This is a genomic window from Micromonospora sp. LZ34 (assembly GCF_052981855.1).
Genome location: NZ_JBRIQN010000029.1, coordinates 77,992 through 93,959, shown reverse-complemented (window position 1 = coordinate 93,959; position 15,968 = coordinate 77,992). Strand labels below are relative to the sequence as shown.

The following is a 15,968-nucleotide window of genomic DNA, read 5'->3' as shown; positions in this document are numbered from 1 at the left end:
TGTTCTTGAAGCCGGCGTCGACCCAGGTCTTGGCCAGTGCGGGATGCGCGGCTTTGGCCTGATCGAGGAGGTCGATGTCGATGCCCTGGCTGGCCAGCGGAGCGTTGGTGGAGGTCTTCACGCTCTGGGTGTCGATCACGCCGGCCGACGGCTGAGCGGCGCGTCCGGCCTTGGCGCGGGCCAGTCCGGTGAGCTGGTAGTTGAGCTGGGTGAAGATGCCATCGCCTGTCCAGGCGGTGAAGTAGCCGTAGACGGTCTGCCAGGGCGGGAAGTCATGCGGCAGATAGCGCCAGGCGATGCCGGTGCGGTTGACGTAGAGGATGGCGTTGAAGATCTCCCGCAGGTCGTAGGTGGGTTTGCGTCCCCCGACGCCAGCGTCGGTGCGAGCCTGGCGCCAGGCGTCCAGTCGTGGTGCGATCAGCGCCCAGCGGGCGTCGGACAGGTCGGGGGGGTAGGCAGGTCGTTCGGCCATACAGGCTGTCTACTGTGGATTACATGGCGGATCGCACTTGGGGTCCGCCGATTCCCGAACTTTGTGAACCAGACACGATCTGCGGATCAAAGCAGGGCATCTCGTATCGGCATCAATCAGGTGAACCTGGTCCCAGTGGTGATCATTCGACCCTGCTGACGCCTCGCCGACCAGGCCCACGAAAGCAGCAATCCGTAGCAGGAATAATCAAAACGCCCAGTAAGCGGCCCCATCTACTCACACTGGGCCTGCGCGCGTACACCGAGACCGGGGTGATCGGACGCCCCTCACTTGCTAGCGGTGAGAAGGGGCGGATGGTCCTCGCAAGCCTCGCTGCGAGCTTCAAGAGCACCTTGGACCACCTCATCGCGGGGTAAGGCGGAGCGCGCCGTGATAGCCCTGTCGACCCGCATGACCTCGTGCCGGCGACATCCAGGCCAGCCGACGGTGACGCCGAACGGGTGGTAGGCGAACCGTGGCCAGGCTGATATCGCCACCGCCGGAGCATCACGCCTTCCCGCCGGACACTTCCCAGCCGCGATAAGCGCGGTCGGCATAGACCCGCGCGCGGGGCGCTGAGCACTCGACTACCCCGCCGAGATCAGCAAGGCTGACCAGGCCCGACCCTGGGGTCGTCGAGCGGACCGTGCGCTGAGTCCAGGGCACCGGTGGCTTCCTTCTCCTAGCTGGCAACCGCGTGGGTGAACGTCAGCCGCTTAAGGAGCAGGGCGCGGACGTCGGGATCCTCGGCGGCGTTCGCGCGGCAATGGGTGACTTGGTCGCCAGCCCTGCTCGACGGTCTGCCCGCCGCGATTGTCAGAGGCATGTCAGCGTTCGCATCCGCCGCTGCCCGACACTGGGAGTAGCGACGTTAACTCACGTCTGTCACTACAAATTGCGTGGGCGGAACGCGGGCCGTGCGCACCGGGCATCGATCGGGCTGTGAGGAGTCACCTGGTGAAACGATTGATCGTCGATACCCACGCATCGTCCTGCTACTTCCGCACCTCAGTAGGCGGCGACGCTCGCAAGGCGCTGGTGCAGATCACCGAGCCGTGCAACCTGCACTGCGCTCACTGCTTCGTCTCCTCCACCGAGGCTGGCGCGGACCTGCCCCTGACCGTCTTCACGGAGACCGTGCTGCCTCAGTTACTCGCTGCCCGGGTTGAGCGCATCACCCTGACCGGCGGGGAGCCGTTCGTGCACCCCGAGGTCCTCGGCTTCTGCCGAGCGGTGCGCGCCAGGGGCCTACCGGTTGGCATATGCACGAACGCTACCCAGACCACGGACGCCCAGATCGCCGAACTGGCCGCGCTCGGCGGAGTGCACATCAACGTATCCTTCGACGGCTTCCGCCCTGAGAGCCACGGCAAGTTCCGCGGCAACCGCGCCTCCTTCGACACAACGGTCGCTACCACCCGCAAGCTCGCGGCAACAGGACTGCTGCAGGGCCTTCTCTCGACGCCGAACGCGCTGACCAACCCGGCGGAGTTCGCCGACTTGTGCGCCTTCGCTGTCGAAATCGGCGCGCAGTACGTGCTGATGAACCCGCTGTCGTCATTCGGCCGAGGCGTCAAGAGTCAGGCTCGTCTCGCCGCGCCGGATCAAGTGATGACGGCCATCCGTGCCGTCACCGACCGGTTCGCCGACCAACTCGACGTCGTACAGATCCGATTCCCGAACGACAGCCTGCCCTTGGGCGGCTGCGACGCCGGAAAGCTGATCTACGTGTACACCGACGGGCAGGTAGCGGTCTGCCCCTACCTGGTCTTCGCCGCCCGCACCCCGGCCTCTCGCTACCCCGACAGCGACTTCCTCGTGGGTAACATCCTGCGCGAGGACGTCGCCGCGGGCCTCGGCGGCTACGACTTCCACGCCCGCTACACCGTCGGTGCCAACGTCACCTGCGGTAGCTGCACAATGAACAGCAGCTGCGGCAAGGGCTGCCCGGCGGCGATCGTGTCCCGCGGTGGACTCATCGGCGACCTCGATGATGAGCAGTGCCCGATCACCCCCGCCCCCGGCCAACCCCTGCTCCCACTGGCCATCGTCCGCCAGTGAGCAGGCTGTTCATCGCGATCGAGGGCCCCAACGGCGTGGGAAAATCCACGATCGCGACGCTACTTGCCGACCGGCTCTCACAGACCAGCCCGTACAGGGTGCACCTGACCAGCGAACCCACCGGCACCCCACTCGGCCAGCTCCTGCGCCACAGCGAAGCCGTCATGCACGGCCGCGCCCTGGCCCTGGCGCTGGCCGCCGATCGCGCCGCGCACGTCGAGACGGACATCGTTCCCGCCCTCAACGACGGCCGACACGTGGTGACCGACCGGTACGTGCAGTCGTCTCTGGTCCTGCAGCGCATCGACGGCCTCGAACTCAGCGAAATCTGGTCCTACAACCGGTACGTGCTGCCTGCCATCTCCTTCTACCTGGAAGACCCCCCCGACGTCATCGCAGCTCGCCTCGCTCAGCGCCCTGAGCGGACCCGGCTGGAAACCACCGGATCACCGGACACGGAACTGCGCTTGTACCGGGAGGCCGCCTGCCACCTGCGTCGACACGGATGGACGCAACACATCGTCGACTGCCAGGGGCGCACCCCGGACAACGTCGTAGCAACTATCCTCGACCTGCTGCCCCGCGCCGACCAACGAAGCTGAGCCTACGTGCTGTCCGTGTTAACCCTGAATGTGTAAGCCGCCGCGCTACCGCGTGCCCGCCGGCTGCTGGCCTGGCTCGACGCCCGCGACGACAACCTGATCATCCTCACCGAAACCAGCAACGGACCCGGCACCGCATACCTCCTCGAGCAGTGCCGCGCCGCCGGCCTGGACGTGACCCACGCCCCTTCACCGGACGGTGACCGCGGCTGCGCCATCGTCAGCCGCCTACCGACCACCGCCCGCCCGGACCTGCTCGCCGGCGTGACCCTGCCCGGCCGCGCCGTAGCGGTTACGGTGAACACCGACCCTGCCGTCACGGTGCTCGGCCTGTACGTGCCCTCCAGCGACCGGGCACCGGCAAGGGTCGCCAAGAAACGCGCCTTCCTCACCAGCGTCATCGACGGCCTGCGCGGCCTCACTGACGACCAGCGCGCCCATCTGATAGTCGGCGGGGACTACAACGTGATCAGCCGGGACCATCGGCCACGATACCCCGGCTTCCTATCCTTCGAGTACGAGTTCCTCGACGCGCTGGAACAGCTCGATCTGGCGGACGCCCATCAGCGGCTACACCCCACAACGCAGGCGCACAGCTGGGTTGGCCGTCGCGCCAACGGCTACCGCTTCGACTACCTACACACCGGTGCCGCCCTCACGCCGCATCTCGCCAGCTGCGACTACCTACACCAGCCCCGCGAACGTCACCTGTCCGACCACGCCGCCGTCGCGGCCACCCTCCGCCTGACCGTCGACCACCGGACCGTCGTCAGCGCGCCGCTGGCCGAAGCCGCAGCCCTGTTCTAGCCAGCTGCCGGCGCGACGGCGCGCAGCAACGAGTCGTAGGTGTCGGTAGTGCGCCGCACCCCCACCCCCAGCGACCGGACCAAGCGGTCCAGGTGCTCCTGCACCCTCTGGCCTGACTCGTCGGCACCGACAAGCGCCTCGAACTCAACGAACGCGCCCAATCCATCGACGCTATCCAGGCACACCGACACATCGCCCCACCGGCCACTGCGACGAGTCTTGGCGATCCGCACGGTCGGCACGAAGCCCATTGCCAACAGCGCGGCGTGCATCTGCTCCCGGTCCGCGACCACGGTCTCGTGCTCCAGGCACACCATCTCGTTGTCAATCGGCCGCTTCACCGTGAACAGATGGCAGCCGTCCTGAGTTCGCAGCCGCGCGAACGGCACCCCAACCTTCGACATGCCGTACCGCCACATCGACGGCGCATAAGCCTGATCGTCCTGCCGCACCGACGCCGACAGTCGCACACCCCGGTGGCGGAGCGCCTCCACTAGCGACGACTCATCATCGACGCGGTACTTCACCTCGACCTCGTGAACGGCCACCACTGGTGACGTCTGCACCAGCGCAGCCTAGCCACATACCGCCGCCACGGACACCAGCGCATCCGTGTCGGTGCCTGCACGCATGCATCTGCGGAGTGCTGGCAGCCGGGATCCACCTTCCGCTCAGTCAGCTCCGATGGCAGCTACGGGCGGCCGCTATCTGGGAGGGCCGCTGGTGGGGGAACGACATCGCGCGGCGATTGCGGCGTGGGGCAGGCCCGGGCGCGCATCAGGTAATGCAGCACCATCAGGGGAGCCACGCCGGCCGGGTACCAGGCCAGGTCGACGGGGTCGAACTGCACACCCAGCGCCAGCCTCGCCGCCAGACTCCGCGCCGACAGCTCGGCCGGCACCCCGGTCAGCTGCGCGCACTCCACTACCCAGCAGAACACGGTGGCGACCGTCCCGGCCGGCACCGGCGCCATCCGCGGCCACAGGAACAGCACCCCGGCCCAGACCATCGACGCGTACAGCGCGGTGCCCGAGTACTGCCGCAGTGCCCCGTCGTCAACGACGCGGATCAGCAGTGCGAGGCCCAGGAACAACAGCGCGGCCACCGGCATGAGCAGCCGCACCGTACGGGCCGTGATCGACATTCTCGCGATGGTAGCCACCCCACCAACGGTGCGTTCGCGACTTGCCTGCCACTACCCGCCATCTGCTGAGGTGGAATCGGCTGGCGTCCGCACCCGATGGGTGGTGAGGTGGCGGGGTGAAAGGCTGGAAGAGCCGCGGGCGTAGTAGGAAGCAGGCCGTCCGCCGGCTGCCGGTGTGGTATCTCGACGAGGGGTTGCCGGTCATACGACCTGACCGCCATGACGTGCTCGTGACGGCGTCGATTGGACCTGCCGGTGAGCTGGTGGCTCTGTGGTCGACAGCGGAGAACGAGGCGGCGCTGCGGTCGGTCACAACTCAACCGGGCTGGGCCACGTTCCCTGACCCGACGACCGGCCAACCGGTAGCTGCCCGGGTGAGCAGGCAGTCGGGGGACACCGTCGATGTCACGCCGCTTGCCGGGCTGTCGCTGGCTCATCCATCGGTTCAGCCGCTCCCTGACGGGCGGGTGCTGGTGGTCGGAGCGCGGTGCCGGTGGCGGGCTGACGGCCCGGACCGCAACGCTGTGGTCTATGACAGCGAGGGTCGCGTCGAGGCCCGGGCGACGCTCGGGGACGGCATCGAGCACGTCTTCGCCACCACCTCTGGGGAGGTGTGGGTGGGCTACTTCGACGAAGGCGTCTACGGGAACTACGGCTGGGGAGACACTCACGCCGCGCCGCCGGTCGGCAGCTCCGGGTTGGTTCGCTTCTCACCCCAGCTCGAACCGACCTGGCGGTTCCCGTCCCACGTGGACAGCAGTTGGGGTGCGATCAGCGACTGCTACGCCCTCAACGTCACCGACGACGCGGTCTGGACCTCCTACTACACCGACTTCCCGATCGTGCAGATCCGGGGCGGCTCCGTCAGCGGCTGGAGCAACCGGGTCGACGGGGGGAAGGCCCTGGCAGTCAGCGGCAGCCGAGTCGGACTGCTCGGCGGGTACGGACCGGATCATGACAGGTTCGTTGTTGGTGAGCTGGCCGGGCGGGCTATGCACGTCGTTGGTGAGTATCAGCTCGCGCTGCCCGATGGCACCCCTCTGCCCGCCGCGGCGACGGCGGTCGGCCGGGGATCGGACCTGCATCTCATCACCCCCGACCGTTGGTATCGGCTGTCCCTGCACGATCTCCCGCACGGTGAGTCGGCCAGGCCTCCGGATGCGCCGATAGTCGGGGTCTGACCGGCGATGCGGTCGCAGTCTTAGGGGTGCACCGGCAGCTTCGTCCAGGAGCTCCCACACCACGTACCGGCCCTGCGCATCGGGGACTGATCGGACGGCGGCGGCCGGATCGGCGTGCACGTCGCTCCCGTCGGCGACCATGACGTTGACGACGGGACGCATGCCGGCCAGGGCCTCGTCGACCATCCGGTCCAGCCGATCATCGGTGACACCCTCTGCGGCGAGCTGCCGGTGGTAGCGGGCGCGGCGTCGTTGTGGTGGCTCCCCCTGACGTGCCGGCGCTCGAACTGACCGCGGCTGCACCTGGCCTGGGGTTCACGTCTCGCCGAAGTATCCCTCCTCCTCACCTAACAGCAGGGGCACGTCGTAGATCGATATGTCTGGCCGGGCCCTGAGGTACCGCACCCGGTGTCGCCACCGGTGGTGCTCGAAGGCCACGTCAGCGTCGATCTCGACAACCGTGGTGGGGTCTACCTGCACATACGGCAGTGGTTCGGGCCGGTCCAGTTGCCCGGACCAGGACGGCGGCAGCGGCTGCGGCCAGGGATGCACCGTTGCGCCGCGGCGCGGCAACGCGCGGACCGGGGACAGCATGGCCGCGAGCTCTGCCCGCTGTGTGGGGTTCAGCGGGTGGGTGCGGCCGGTGTATCGCAGCGTTCCTCGCCGGTCGAACCGGCCGAGCAGCACGGTGTCCGGGTCGCGGATGCTGCCGGTCACCCCACCGACGATCGCCTCCGTGGTGATCCGGGTCCGGTACTTCCACCAGCCGCGCCGGCCAGGCTCGTACCGGCCGGTCAACCGCTTGCTGACCACGCCTTCGATGCCGGTGGCGACAGTCCAGTGCGTCAGCCAGTCCGCGACCTGCCGCATGTCCGCGGTCTGCGGAGTGAGGGTGAGCTGCGCCGGCGCGCCGGCAAGCAGCTGTTCGAGCCGGCCGCGCCGCTGCAACAGCGGGCAGTCCAGGAACACCTGTCCACCGGTGTCCGCGAGCAGGTCGAACAGCACGTAGTGGGCGGGGCACTCGCGGGCCAGGCGCAGCAGGTCGCGGCCGGCGGTGACGCGCCGCTGCAGCTGCGCGAAGTTCGTCCGGCCGCCCTGCAACACGATCAACTCGCCGTCGAGCACCGCCCCCGGCGCTATGGCCCCGCGAACGGCCCGGGTGATGTCAGGAAAGTACGTGGTCAGGTTGCGGCCGGCCCGGGATTGCAGATACACGCCATCGGCTTCCCGGAAGGCAATCGCCCGCCACCCGTCCCACTTCGGCTCATGAACCAGCCCCGGGCCCTCGGGCACCTCGTCGACCGGCGCGGCGAGCATCGGCGCGACCGGCCGGCGCAGCACCGGTCCGGCAGCCGCCTCCGCCCGGCCGCGGGCCGGGCTCACCGCCCACGCGGGATGTGAACGCTGATCATGTCCGCCCCCTGCAGATCATGGTGAGGGAGGGACGACCACTCGGGGGTGAAGATCCGCGACAACGAATGCCGACTGCCGCAGCCGGATGCCACCGGGCGGGGGCGCCAAGGTCACCGCCTGGGCGGTCGGGAACCGCTTGGACACGTGCCGGGACGCCTCTTCGTGAGGGTCATGACCTACGGCAGCTGCCCGCATAGCAGAAGGTGGGAGGCTCGCCGTCGGTGCCCTGCCGGACGTACCGGTAGTGGATGACCGCGCTCGCCTGGTCGGTGGCTCCGACGTAAACACCCGTTTGGGGCAGGTCGACAGCTTGGGGCAGCGACCCGTCGGCGCCCGTTTCCACGGGCATCAGGCGGCCGTCGATCGGACCGCCAACGAACCACGCCTCGACTGCCGGCATCAGCCGTCCCCCTTCTGTTTCATCCCCTGCGGGCTACCGCGGGCCACAGCCTCCGCGGCGGGCCGTTTCCGGGCCTACCGCCACCCAGACTGGGGCGGTCGGGGCACCTGTCACCGGCCATCGTCACCATATGTGGGCATCGATCTGTGGGCGAGAGTCAAACATCCACGGCGAGCACCGCCGAGATCGTTCGTCTTGTGGTTGCCCGCCTGTTACGAAATCACCGAACCACGGCCATACTCATCGGAGACCGTCAACGTCCCTGCGGGCGGCTCAGGAGGTCCCCATGAGGCTGGCTCGACTCTTCCCACCGCACCTGGGCCTACGGCAAACCCGCGCCGCGGCAACCGCGATGGCAACGATCGCAGGAGCCTGCCTCATCAGCGTCGGCGCCACACCGGCCGCGGCCACGCCTCCGGGCATCCCCTCGAAAGCCACCGCACAGTCGCAGCTGAACGCGCTGACCGTCGCCGCGCAGGGTTCCACCAGTGGCTACTCCCGGGACCTGTTCCCGCACTGGATTACCATCAGCGGCAGCTGCAACACCCGCGAGCAGGTCCTCAAGCGCGACGGCACCTCCGTGGTCGTGGACAGCTCCTGCGTGGCCACCTCCGGTCGCTGGTACAGCCCGTACGACGGCGCCACCTGGTACGCCGCCTCCGACGTCGACATCGACCACGTCGTGCCCCTGGCCGAGGCGTGGCGCTCCGGTGCCAACTCCTGGACGACGAGCCGACGGCAGAGCTTCGCCAACGACCTGACCCGCCCGCAGCTGATCGCGGTCACCGACAACGTCAACCAAGCCAAGGGCGACCAGGACCCTTCGACGTGGCAGCCGCCGCTGTCGTCCTACCGCTGCACGTACAGCAAGATGTGGATCACCGTGAAGTACAGCTGGGGCCTGTCCCTGCAGTCGTCGGAGAAGTCGGCGCTGCAGAGCATGCTCAACACCTGCAGCTCCTGACCGCGCAGTCTGCTCCCGGCTACCCATAAACCATGCCATGCGGATCCGCAAAACACGTTCGTAGCCGGGCGAGTGACTGCTGGTCGTCCCTAGCACCCGGAAGCTTTCGTTCGATTGAGCCTCCTCGCCGAAGATTTGACTTTCGATCGTCGATTCAGCGGATTGCTGCGATGGCCCGGCTGTCGATGGTGAAGCTGACGGGGCGTACCATTTCCCCGGCTCAAGCTAAAACCAACGAATTCGCTGGGAGTGACCGCCATGGCTCGGAAAGTGATCACCGTCCTGACCGACGACCTCGACGGCGGAGCGGCGGACCGGACCGTCGAATTCAGCTTGGACGGCGTCGCCTACGCCATCGACCTGTCCGACCACAACGCCGGCGCCCTGCGTAAGGCCCTCGACGTGTACATCACCGCGGGCAGGCGGATTGGGCGGGGAAGCATCGACTCGGGTCGGTCGACGCGGCGGTCGACGCGTCCCGCGACCTCCGGCAGCAGCAGTCGTGCTCACACTCGCGCGATCCGCGAATGGGCCGCCGAGAACGGCTACCAGGTCTCCGAACGGGGACGCATCCCGACCTCCGTGGTGGAGGCGTACAACAACCGCTGACCGTACGGGCAGCTCACCACGCTGCCTGCAAGCGTCGTTCGCATCCGGCTCCGGGGCCGATCGGGCGGCGGGACGCACCCGCAGACAGGCACTAAGAACTCCTAACTCTTTGAGTGTTGGAGTCGTCGCCAGCAGACGATGGCGCAGGCGAGGGTGAGGACTGAGGGTCATCTGCGCCTCGATTGTGAATCCGCCTTCGCCCAGCCACGCCGCCACTTTGGGCGGATTGGCGACGGTGGACGTGAACCCTCATCGGGTGGCCGCCGTAGCCCTTCGTCTGCAGCCGTGATTCGTCGCCGACGTGGAAGCTGAGCAGTAGCGGGCTACCGGGACGCAACACCCGCCGGAAGTGCGCGAAGACGGAGCCGACCTGGTCGTCGGGGATGTGAATCAGTGAGTACCACGGCGGGGTGTGGCGACGAGCTCCGCGGCCGGTCCCATCAGCCGGCCTTCTCCATCAGGGCCGTGGCCGCCATCTTGCCCAGCTCGTTCGACGCCAGCGGGCTGTCCCCGGTCAGGACGTTGCGGTCGCGGGTCGTGGCGCCGGTTATCTCCTCCTCGTTGGCGAGAGTGATGCCGTCGGCCTCGAGCGCGGCGCCAAGGAGCCAGGGCATGTGGCCGGGTAGGTAGCCGATGTCCACGTTCGGCCCCGCGTCGGCCGCGTCGGGGAAGGCGCACATCGAGTATCCGGCAAAGGGTGAGGAGACCCGGCCGATGGATGCGGCCAGGAACGCGGCGGGGCCGTGGCATAGGGAGACGATCAGCTTGTCCTCGGCCAGCGCCCAGTCGAGAGCGCTCTGGACGTCGAGGCTCTCGTTCAGGCCGAACATCGCCCCGTGGCCGCCCGGGATGAACACTGCCAGGTAGTCGGACTCACCGCCGAGTTCCTCCTTGACGACATCGCCCAGCATGTTGGGCGACTTGAACTTCGTGCGAAGCGCCCTCCAGGTCTTGGTGACGGCATTGTCCTCCTTCGGGAACGCCCACCACTCGAACTTCGCCGGCGCGCCGGTGAGCGTCGCCACCTCGACCTCGAACCCGGCCTCAAGCATGTGGTGTAACGGCAACAGGGTCTCGACCGGGTGGTTCCCGGTCGAGAACATCGTGCGGTTCTGCATCAGCAGGTACCGTTCCTCGCTCGCGATCGCGAGCACCTTCCAGCGTCCACCGGCGTACGCACCCGGCTCGGTGGCCAAGCCGTCGAAGTCAGTCTTCGGCGACGTGTACTGACTCAACGAGTACGCAGAGGGAAAGAAGGCGTTGTCCTCGGCCGGGTCCGGGGTTGGCTTGCGGTCGTTCTCCTGAGTGTTCCCGCTCATGCCAGCCCTTCTCGAGTTGATCGGTGGCCCGTAGCCACGGGGACAGGTCGCCTGAGCCAGTACCCCGAAGTGAGCGTCCTACGCGCTTCGCCGGATGGCGAAGGAAGCGAGGCGCCGAGTCATGTTCCGTTTGTCGAACCCTGAGCGGACACCCGTCTGGGAACCTGCGGACGAAGACGTCGGTGTAGGCGCCGGTGCAGGTCATCGGGACTGTCCCTCGCTCTTCTCGGTGGCGGGGGAAACCCTGGCGCGTAGCGGTCACGAGGGGGCACGAGACGCAACCGGGACAGCCACCGGCCCCAGGCGTTTCGGGCATCACGGTCGGGTTGAGCGCGCCCTTCCAAACTGACGCTCCGCGCCGCCCACCACCGAGCAGTCCGCATCTAGTCCGCAAGAGGTCGACGGGCGACGGCGGAACGGTGTGAGATACCGAGAGGTATTGCCGCTGCTAGACCACCATGTGCCCAGGCCGGCGGGACGGGCAGTTTGATCTCGTAATGCGTAGGTCTATGCGATCGTCAGGCGGGGCTGGGGCAGGAGGCTTGGTCAATGTTGCAGCTTGTCTGCCGCCTGGCTCATGCTGTTGGACGTGAGCAAGCCTAGGAGGAAGCGGCCCGGGTGGCGCGACCCGCGCCGCATACGCTCGGCTGCTCCCCAGCCCCACCGCGTCCGCCTCCGCCCCAAGTGCTGGTCAACAACGCCGGGGTGAACCGGCCGCAGCCAGCGTTGGCGGTGGACGAGGCGGCCTGGGACGAGGTGTTGGAGACCAATCTCAAGGGAGTCTTCTTCCTCTGCCAGGCCTTCGCCAGCCGCGCCGCGGCCCGGACAGAGCATCCGGCCGGCGGCTCGGCGATAGTAAACATCGGCTCGCAGGCCGGTTCGGTGGCCATCGAGGAGCGGGCCGCGTACTGCGCGAGCAAGGGCGGACTGGAACAGCTGACCAAGGTGCTCGCCATCGAGCTGGCCGGCAGCGGCATCCGGGTCAACGCGGTGGCGCCGACCTTCGTCCGGACCGACCTCACCCGATCCACCCTCGAGCGGGCGGATCTGCGGGACCGGCTGTTGGCCAGGATCCCGATGGGCCGGTTCGCCGAACCCGACGAGGTGGTCGGGGCGGTAGCCTTCCTGGCCGGCCCGGCCGCCGCGATGGTCACCGGGCGCACCCTGGCGGTGGACGGAGGCTGGACTATCTGGTGAGCGCGAGGAGTGAGCCGGGTTTGCGAGCCCCGCAGTCGCGAACGAAAGGGTGGCTCGGTGAGCGCGAGGAGTGAGCCGGGTTGGGCCGGGGTTGTTGGCCTGCGGCTCGAACGGATCGTGGAACCGTGAGCGTGACCAGTGATGACGTGGCGCGGGTGGCCGGGGTGTCCCAGGCAACGGTCTCCCGGGTGCTGCACGGCAGCCCCCGGGTGACCGCCGCGACCCGGGAGAAGGTACTCCGGGCGATGGCGGCCACCGGCTACCAGCCGAACCTGCTGGCCCGGGCGATGCGGACCCGGCGCACCGGCACGATCGGCGTGGTGGTCGCCCGGATAACCAACCCGTTCTATCCGGAGGCGCTGGACGCACTCGGCGAGTGCCTGGCCGCCGCGGGGCAGCGGATGGTGCTCTGGGACTCCGACCGGGCGGGTGAGGACGCTGCGCTGGAGGCGGTCCGGCAGGGGATGGTGGACGGCGTGCTGTTCACCACAGCCACCGCCGAGTTACGGACGTTGGCCGAGGCGCTGGCCCGAAAGGCGCCGGTAGTGCTGTTCAACCGGGGCATCCCGGGGCAGGGTGCGACCAGGTGACCAGCGAGAACGAGTACGGCGCCGGGGCCGCAGCCCGGCATCTGGTCGAGCTCGGACACACGTGGATCGGCCTGATCGACGGGCCGCCGTTGGCGAGCACCGCCCGGGACCGGGCGGACGGGTTCCGGCGTACTCTCGCCAAGCTGGGGGTTCCGGTGGACGAGCGGCTGCGCCGTGACGGGGACTTCTCGCACGACGGGGGACGGCAGGCGATCCGGGAGCTGCTCGCCCTGCCCAGGCCGCCCACCGCGGTGTTCTGCGTCAACGACCTCTCCGCGTTCGGGGCGGTCGATGGCGCCCGGGAGCTGGGCGTCGACGTACCGGGCGGGCTGTCCGTGGTCGGCTACGACGACGTCGCGATGGCGGCCTGGCAGAGCTACCGGCTCACCACGGTGAGCCAGCCGCTGTCGCGGATGGCCGCCCGGGCGGTGGAGTTCCTGCTGGACCGGATTGCCGCGCCGGAACTGCCGGTGCGGGTCGAGCGGTTGGCCGGGGAACTGGTCCGTCGAGCCACCACCGGGCCGGTGAGCTGATGTCCCGCTGTCGGCTTCGGCGACTGACCCGACCCCGATCACTGACCGGGGCGACTGGGTGGCACGGGTGTCGCTGATGGACGAGGTCGAAGCTGTGCGGCGCGAGCTGCGCCTGCCGGCCACCGCCCGGCAGGCCCTGGACCGGTTGGCCGAGGCGGGCGATCGGGCGCCGGTCTTGCTGCCCGCACCGGACCGGACGGACGCGCTGCTTGCCAAGCTGGGTCTGGCCGAGCTCGACCGTCGGGAGATGACCGCTGCTCGGCCGTCGGCCGACCGGCATCCCGCACTGTGGTGGCTGCTCACCCGGTGCTATAACCAGCTCGTCCGGTGGATGGGGGAGGTCGGGCCGTTCCCGGCCTGGCCCTCGCTGCCGCCGGAACTCGGCCCGGAGGCCCGATACCTCTACCCATGGGTCTTCGTCTGTGGCGTGCCCGACGTCCGCCGGTTCCACCGCCGGCGTGCAGTGCCGCCGGAGCCGTCCTGGGGGATCCTCGCCGCGCTGGGCACCCAGATGACGTACCACCGGAGGCTGCGTGGCGAGGGCGGATTGCACACCCAGGATTGGTTGACGTTCCACTTCCGAGGCGCCGTATACGCGCTCGGCCGGTTGCACGTCGAGCGGCTACGGATCTGGTTCGACGCCGACGCCGACCGGGCAGCGGAACCCGGTCCGCGACGCGGTGACCCGGCGCTCGGCCTGCACATCCCGCCAGGGATCCTGCCACCGGAACAGGTCGACGATGCCCTGCACCTGGCCCACGGTTTCTTCGCCCGGCACTTCCCCGACGAGCAGTATCGCTTCGCGACCTGCGTGAGCTGGCTGCTCGACGACCAGCTGGCGGAGTATCTGCCGGCGGATTCGAACATCATCTGCTTCCAGCGCCGGTTTCGGCTGCTGCCGTCGCCCGGGGCCGACGACAACGCCACCATGGTCGAGTTCATCTTCAACCGGCCGCTGTGCGAGTTGGACTCGCTGCCCCGGGACACCCGCCTGCAGCGAGCGGTGATCGACCACATCCGGTCCGGTCGCGTCTGGACCTTCCGTACCGGCTGGTTCGCGTGGTGACGGCGCGGTGGGCGCCACCCCGCGCCTGACCGGAGCCCAGGTCGATGCTGATCAGCCTCTTGCCTGGTACGGGCGACGCCCCTACTATTTTCGATTAGGCGTTCTTGTGTTCCGAATACTGAAGATAGCTTCTTTATCCGCCCGCGCCGCGGCGGCATGCCACGGAGCGTGTACGACAGGAGTCGACATGGCACAGAACGGGCTGGAAGCGGCCATCAGCCGTCGGCGGTTCCTCGCCTTGGCCGGTGCGGTGGGCGGTGCCGCCGCCCTCGCCGGCTGTGGCGGTGGCGGCGGGTCCTCCTCCGGCAACGGCGTCACCTACTGGGTGCCGCCGAACGCGGAACTGCCCCGCATGCAGTCCTTCCTTGCCGGGATCAAGATTGGGTACGAGAAGGCGCACCCGGGCGCCAAGCTCGAGAACGTCATGGTCCCGTGGGAGGACGCGCTCACCAAGTACACCGCGGGTTTCTCCGGCGGCAACCCGCCGGACGTCACCTACCAGATCATTCCGTGGATGAACAAATGGCGCAGCACCGGCGTGCTGGCCGACTTCCGGACCTTGGACAAGGCTTTCACCGACAAGTTCGTGGACGGCGTCAACGCCGACTACCTCAAGGCCGCCGAAGGCCCCAAGGGTGAGCTACTCGGCCTGCCGTACGTCGGCGGCTTCTGGACGCTCGTCGTCAACGAGGCCATCTGGGAGAAGGCCGGCAAGCCAACGTTACCGAATACGTACGACGAGATGATCCCGTTCGCGCAGGCGATGACCTTCGACAAGAAGGGCCGCAAGCTGGGGGAGAGCGGGTACGACGCGCGCAACGTGGAGCACTACGGCATGACCTGGGCGCCTGTCCCGGGCATCCAGGACAACTACCTCTGGCACTACTTCTGGAGCTACGGCTCGGACTACATCTCCGCCGATGGCAAGGACATTGGCTTCAACAACGACGCCGGCCGGGCCGCCCTGCAACACATGAAGGCGATGGTCGACTCCGGAGCGGCCACCCCGCCGAACCTCTATGCCGAGGAAGAGCGGTGGCGGGCAGCGGTGATGACCGGCAAGACGGGGATGGCCTGGTCCGAAGGCTTCACCGTGGAGTACGCCACGAAGAACCCCGAGCTACGCGTCAAGGTGCTGGAGCCGCCTGCGGGACCCGGTGGCGCGTACGTGGTCGGGGCCTGTGGCTTCCTGTCCGTGTCCACCAAGGCCAAGAACAAGGACGGCGCGCTCAACCTGGTCAAGTACCTGGTGGACGACGAGCCGCTGCAGACCTTCAACAAGCTCATCCTCGCCAAGCCGGTGCGCCCGCAGCCGAGCAACTACTATGACGGGCTCGAAGACCCCCGGATGACCAAGTTCATGAACGAGGCGGCCGGCTTGTCGAAGTTCGTCAAGACCACCCGGATCCTGCCGTACCAGCCGCAGGAGTACCTGATGGGCAAGATCAACGACTATCTGCTCGGCCGACAGGACCTGGACGCGATGGTCACCGAGGCGTCGAACCAGATTCAGCAGATGGCCAAGGCGGCGAAATGAGTGCAGTACCGATGGTCATGGACCGCCGTCGCGGACCAGGTGACCGGCGGTGAGCGTCGGAACACCGGCCCGG

Annotated in this window: 16 protein-coding genes and 1 pseudogene; 11 read left to right on the top strand and 6 right to left on the bottom strand. The window is 68.3% G+C overall.

Going from position 1 to position 15,968, the window contains the following annotated elements; genetic code table 11:
• Window positions 1–472 (bottom strand): transposase (locus tag ACVCAH_RS26110; protein WP_447138854.1); only part of this gene is annotated, 472 nt, incomplete at its 3' end.
• A 957-nt stretch (window positions 473–1,429) separates the two neighbouring features.
• Here ACVCAH_RS26110 and ACVCAH_RS26105 point away from each other — a divergent pair.
• The 3 genes and pseudogenes from ACVCAH_RS26105 to ACVCAH_RS26095 all read left to right on the top strand — a co-directional run.
• Complete coding sequence (locus ACVCAH_RS26105; RefSeq protein WP_447138853.1) at window positions 1,430–2,533, top strand: radical SAM protein; 1,104 nt, start codon at window positions 1,430–1,432, stop codon at window positions 2,531–2,533.
• The gene (gene tmk, locus ACVCAH_RS26100) at window positions 2,530–3,135 is read left to right on the top strand and encodes a dTMP kinase (protein WP_447138852.1); all 606 of its coding nucleotides are present in this window, start codon (window positions 2,530–2,532) and stop codon (window positions 3,133–3,135) included. The genes ACVCAH_RS26105 and tmk overlap by 4 nt, the downstream gene beginning before the upstream one ends.
• A 60-nt stretch (window positions 3,136–3,195) precedes the next feature.
• Window positions 3,196–3,942: pseudogene (locus ACVCAH_RS26095) on the top strand (endonuclease/exonuclease/phosphatase family protein); the annotation flags it as partial.
• On the opposite strand, the gene ACVCAH_RS26090 reads toward ACVCAH_RS26095, so the two are convergent.
• Both ACVCAH_RS26090 and ACVCAH_RS26085 read right to left on the bottom strand, forming a co-directional pair.
• Window positions 3,939–4,508 (bottom strand): class IV adenylate cyclase, encoded by a 570-nt coding sequence (locus ACVCAH_RS26090; RefSeq protein WP_447138851.1) that lies wholly within the window; start codon window positions 4,506–4,508, stop codon window positions 3,939–3,941. The pseudogene ACVCAH_RS26095 and the gene ACVCAH_RS26090 overlap by 4 nt on opposite strands.
• A 125-nt stretch (window positions 4,509–4,633) precedes the next feature.
• Window positions 4,634–5,086 (bottom strand): ribosomal maturation YjgA family protein, encoded by a 453-nt coding sequence (locus tag ACVCAH_RS26085; RefSeq protein ID WP_447138850.1) that lies wholly within the window; start codon window positions 5,084–5,086, stop codon window positions 4,634–4,636.
• Window positions 5,087–5,610: 524 nt separating this feature from the next.
• Between ACVCAH_RS26085 and ACVCAH_RS26080 the strand changes: the two genes are divergently transcribed.
• On the top strand, window positions 5,611–6,267 hold the full coding sequence (locus ACVCAH_RS26080; protein WP_447138849.1) for a hypothetical protein: 657 nt from the start codon (window positions 5,611–5,613) through the stop codon (window positions 6,265–6,267).
• Window positions 6,268–6,582: 315 nt separating this feature from the next.
• On the opposite strand, the gene ACVCAH_RS26075 is transcribed toward ACVCAH_RS26080, so the two are convergent.
• Together ACVCAH_RS26075 and ACVCAH_RS26070 are read right to left on the bottom strand one after the other, a co-directional pair.
• Window positions 6,583–7,650: an ATP-dependent DNA ligase gene (locus ACVCAH_RS26075; protein WP_447138848.1), complete on the bottom strand. Its 1,068-nt coding sequence runs from the start codon at window positions 7,648–7,650 to the stop codon at window positions 6,583–6,585.
• 199 nt (window positions 7,651–7,849) lie between these two features.
• Complete coding sequence (locus ACVCAH_RS26070; protein WP_447138847.1) at window positions 7,850–8,080, bottom strand: hypothetical protein; 231 nt, start codon at window positions 8,078–8,080, stop codon at window positions 7,850–7,852.
• Window positions 8,081–8,366: 286 nt separating this feature from the next.
• Between ACVCAH_RS26070 and ACVCAH_RS26065 the strand changes: the two genes are divergently transcribed.
• Together ACVCAH_RS26065 and ACVCAH_RS26060 are read left to right on the top strand one after the other, a co-directional pair.
• Window positions 8,367–9,044, top strand: a complete 678-nt coding sequence (locus tag ACVCAH_RS26065; RefSeq protein WP_447138846.1) for an HNH endonuclease family protein — start codon at window positions 8,367–8,369, stop codon at window positions 9,042–9,044.
• A 258-nt stretch (window positions 9,045–9,302) separates the two neighbouring features.
• Window positions 9,303–9,653: a histone-like nucleoid-structuring protein Lsr2 gene (locus ACVCAH_RS26060; protein ID WP_447138845.1), complete on the top strand. Its 351-nt coding sequence runs from the start codon at window positions 9,303–9,305 to the stop codon at window positions 9,651–9,653.
• A 440-nt stretch (window positions 9,654–10,093) separates the two neighbouring features.
• On the opposite strand, the gene hchA is transcribed toward ACVCAH_RS26060, so the two are convergent.
• Complete coding sequence (hchA, locus tag ACVCAH_RS26055; protein ID WP_447138844.1) at window positions 10,094–10,972, bottom strand: glyoxalase III HchA; 879 nt, start codon at window positions 10,970–10,972, stop codon at window positions 10,094–10,096.
• A gap of 684 nt (window positions 10,973–11,656) precedes the next feature.
• Between hchA and ACVCAH_RS26050 the strand changes: the two genes are divergently transcribed.
• From ACVCAH_RS26050 to ACVCAH_RS26030, 5 genes are all read left to right on the top strand, one after another.
• Window positions 11,657–12,169, top strand: coding sequence for an SDR family NAD(P)-dependent oxidoreductase (locus tag ACVCAH_RS26050; RefSeq protein ID WP_447138843.1), 513 nt, complete (start codon window positions 11,657–11,659; stop codon window positions 12,167–12,169).
• Between the two features lie 125 nt (window positions 12,170–12,294).
• Window positions 12,295–12,759, top strand: a complete 465-nt coding sequence (locus ACVCAH_RS26045; RefSeq protein WP_447138842.1) for a LacI family DNA-binding transcriptional regulator — start codon at window positions 12,295–12,297, stop codon at window positions 12,757–12,759.
• Window positions 12,756–13,292, top strand: a complete 537-nt coding sequence (locus ACVCAH_RS26040; protein ID WP_447138841.1) for a substrate-binding domain-containing protein — start codon at window positions 12,756–12,758, stop codon at window positions 13,290–13,292. Before ACVCAH_RS26045 ends, ACVCAH_RS26040 begins: the two co-directional genes overlap by 4 nt.
• 76 nt (window positions 13,293–13,368) lie before the next feature.
• On the top strand, window positions 13,369–14,358 hold the full coding sequence (locus tag ACVCAH_RS26035) for an acyltransferase domain-containing protein (protein ID WP_447138840.1): 990 nt from the start codon (window positions 13,369–13,371) through the stop codon (window positions 14,356–14,358).
• Between the two features lie 187 nt (window positions 14,359–14,545).
• Complete coding sequence (locus ACVCAH_RS26030; protein WP_447138839.1) at window positions 14,546–15,895, top strand: ABC transporter substrate-binding protein; 1,350 nt, start codon at window positions 14,546–14,548, stop codon at window positions 15,893–15,895.
• Window positions 15,896–15,968 lie beyond the last annotated feature (73 nt).

Excerpts from the sequence above, each read along its gene's own strand:
- ACVCAH_RS26070 (WP_447138847.1), bottom strand. The coding sequence starts at position 8,080 with ATGCCGGCAGTCGAGGCGTGGTTCGTTGGCGGTCCGATCGACGGCCGC.
- ACVCAH_RS26035 (WP_447138840.1), top strand. The coding sequence starts at position 13,369 with ATGGACGAGGTCGAAGCTGTGCGGCGCGAGCTGCGCCTGCCGGCCACC.
- ACVCAH_RS26085 (WP_447138850.1), bottom strand. The coding sequence starts at position 5,086 with ATGTCGATCACGGCCCGTACGGTGCGGCTGCTCATGCCGGTGGCCGCG.
- ACVCAH_RS26060 (WP_447138845.1), top strand. The coding sequence starts at position 9,303 with ATGGCTCGGAAAGTGATCACCGTCCTGACCGACGACCTCGACGGCGGA.
- ACVCAH_RS26030 (WP_447138839.1), top strand. The coding sequence starts at position 14,546 with ATGGCACAGAACGGGCTGGAAGCGGCCATCAGCCGTCGGCGGTTCCTC.
- ACVCAH_RS26065 (WP_447138846.1), top strand. The coding sequence starts at position 8,367 with ATGAGGCTGGCTCGACTCTTCCCACCGCACCTGGGCCTACGGCAAACC.
- hchA (WP_447138844.1), bottom strand. The coding sequence starts at position 10,972 with ATGAGCGGGAACACTCAGGAGAACGACCGCAAGCCAACCCCGGACCCG.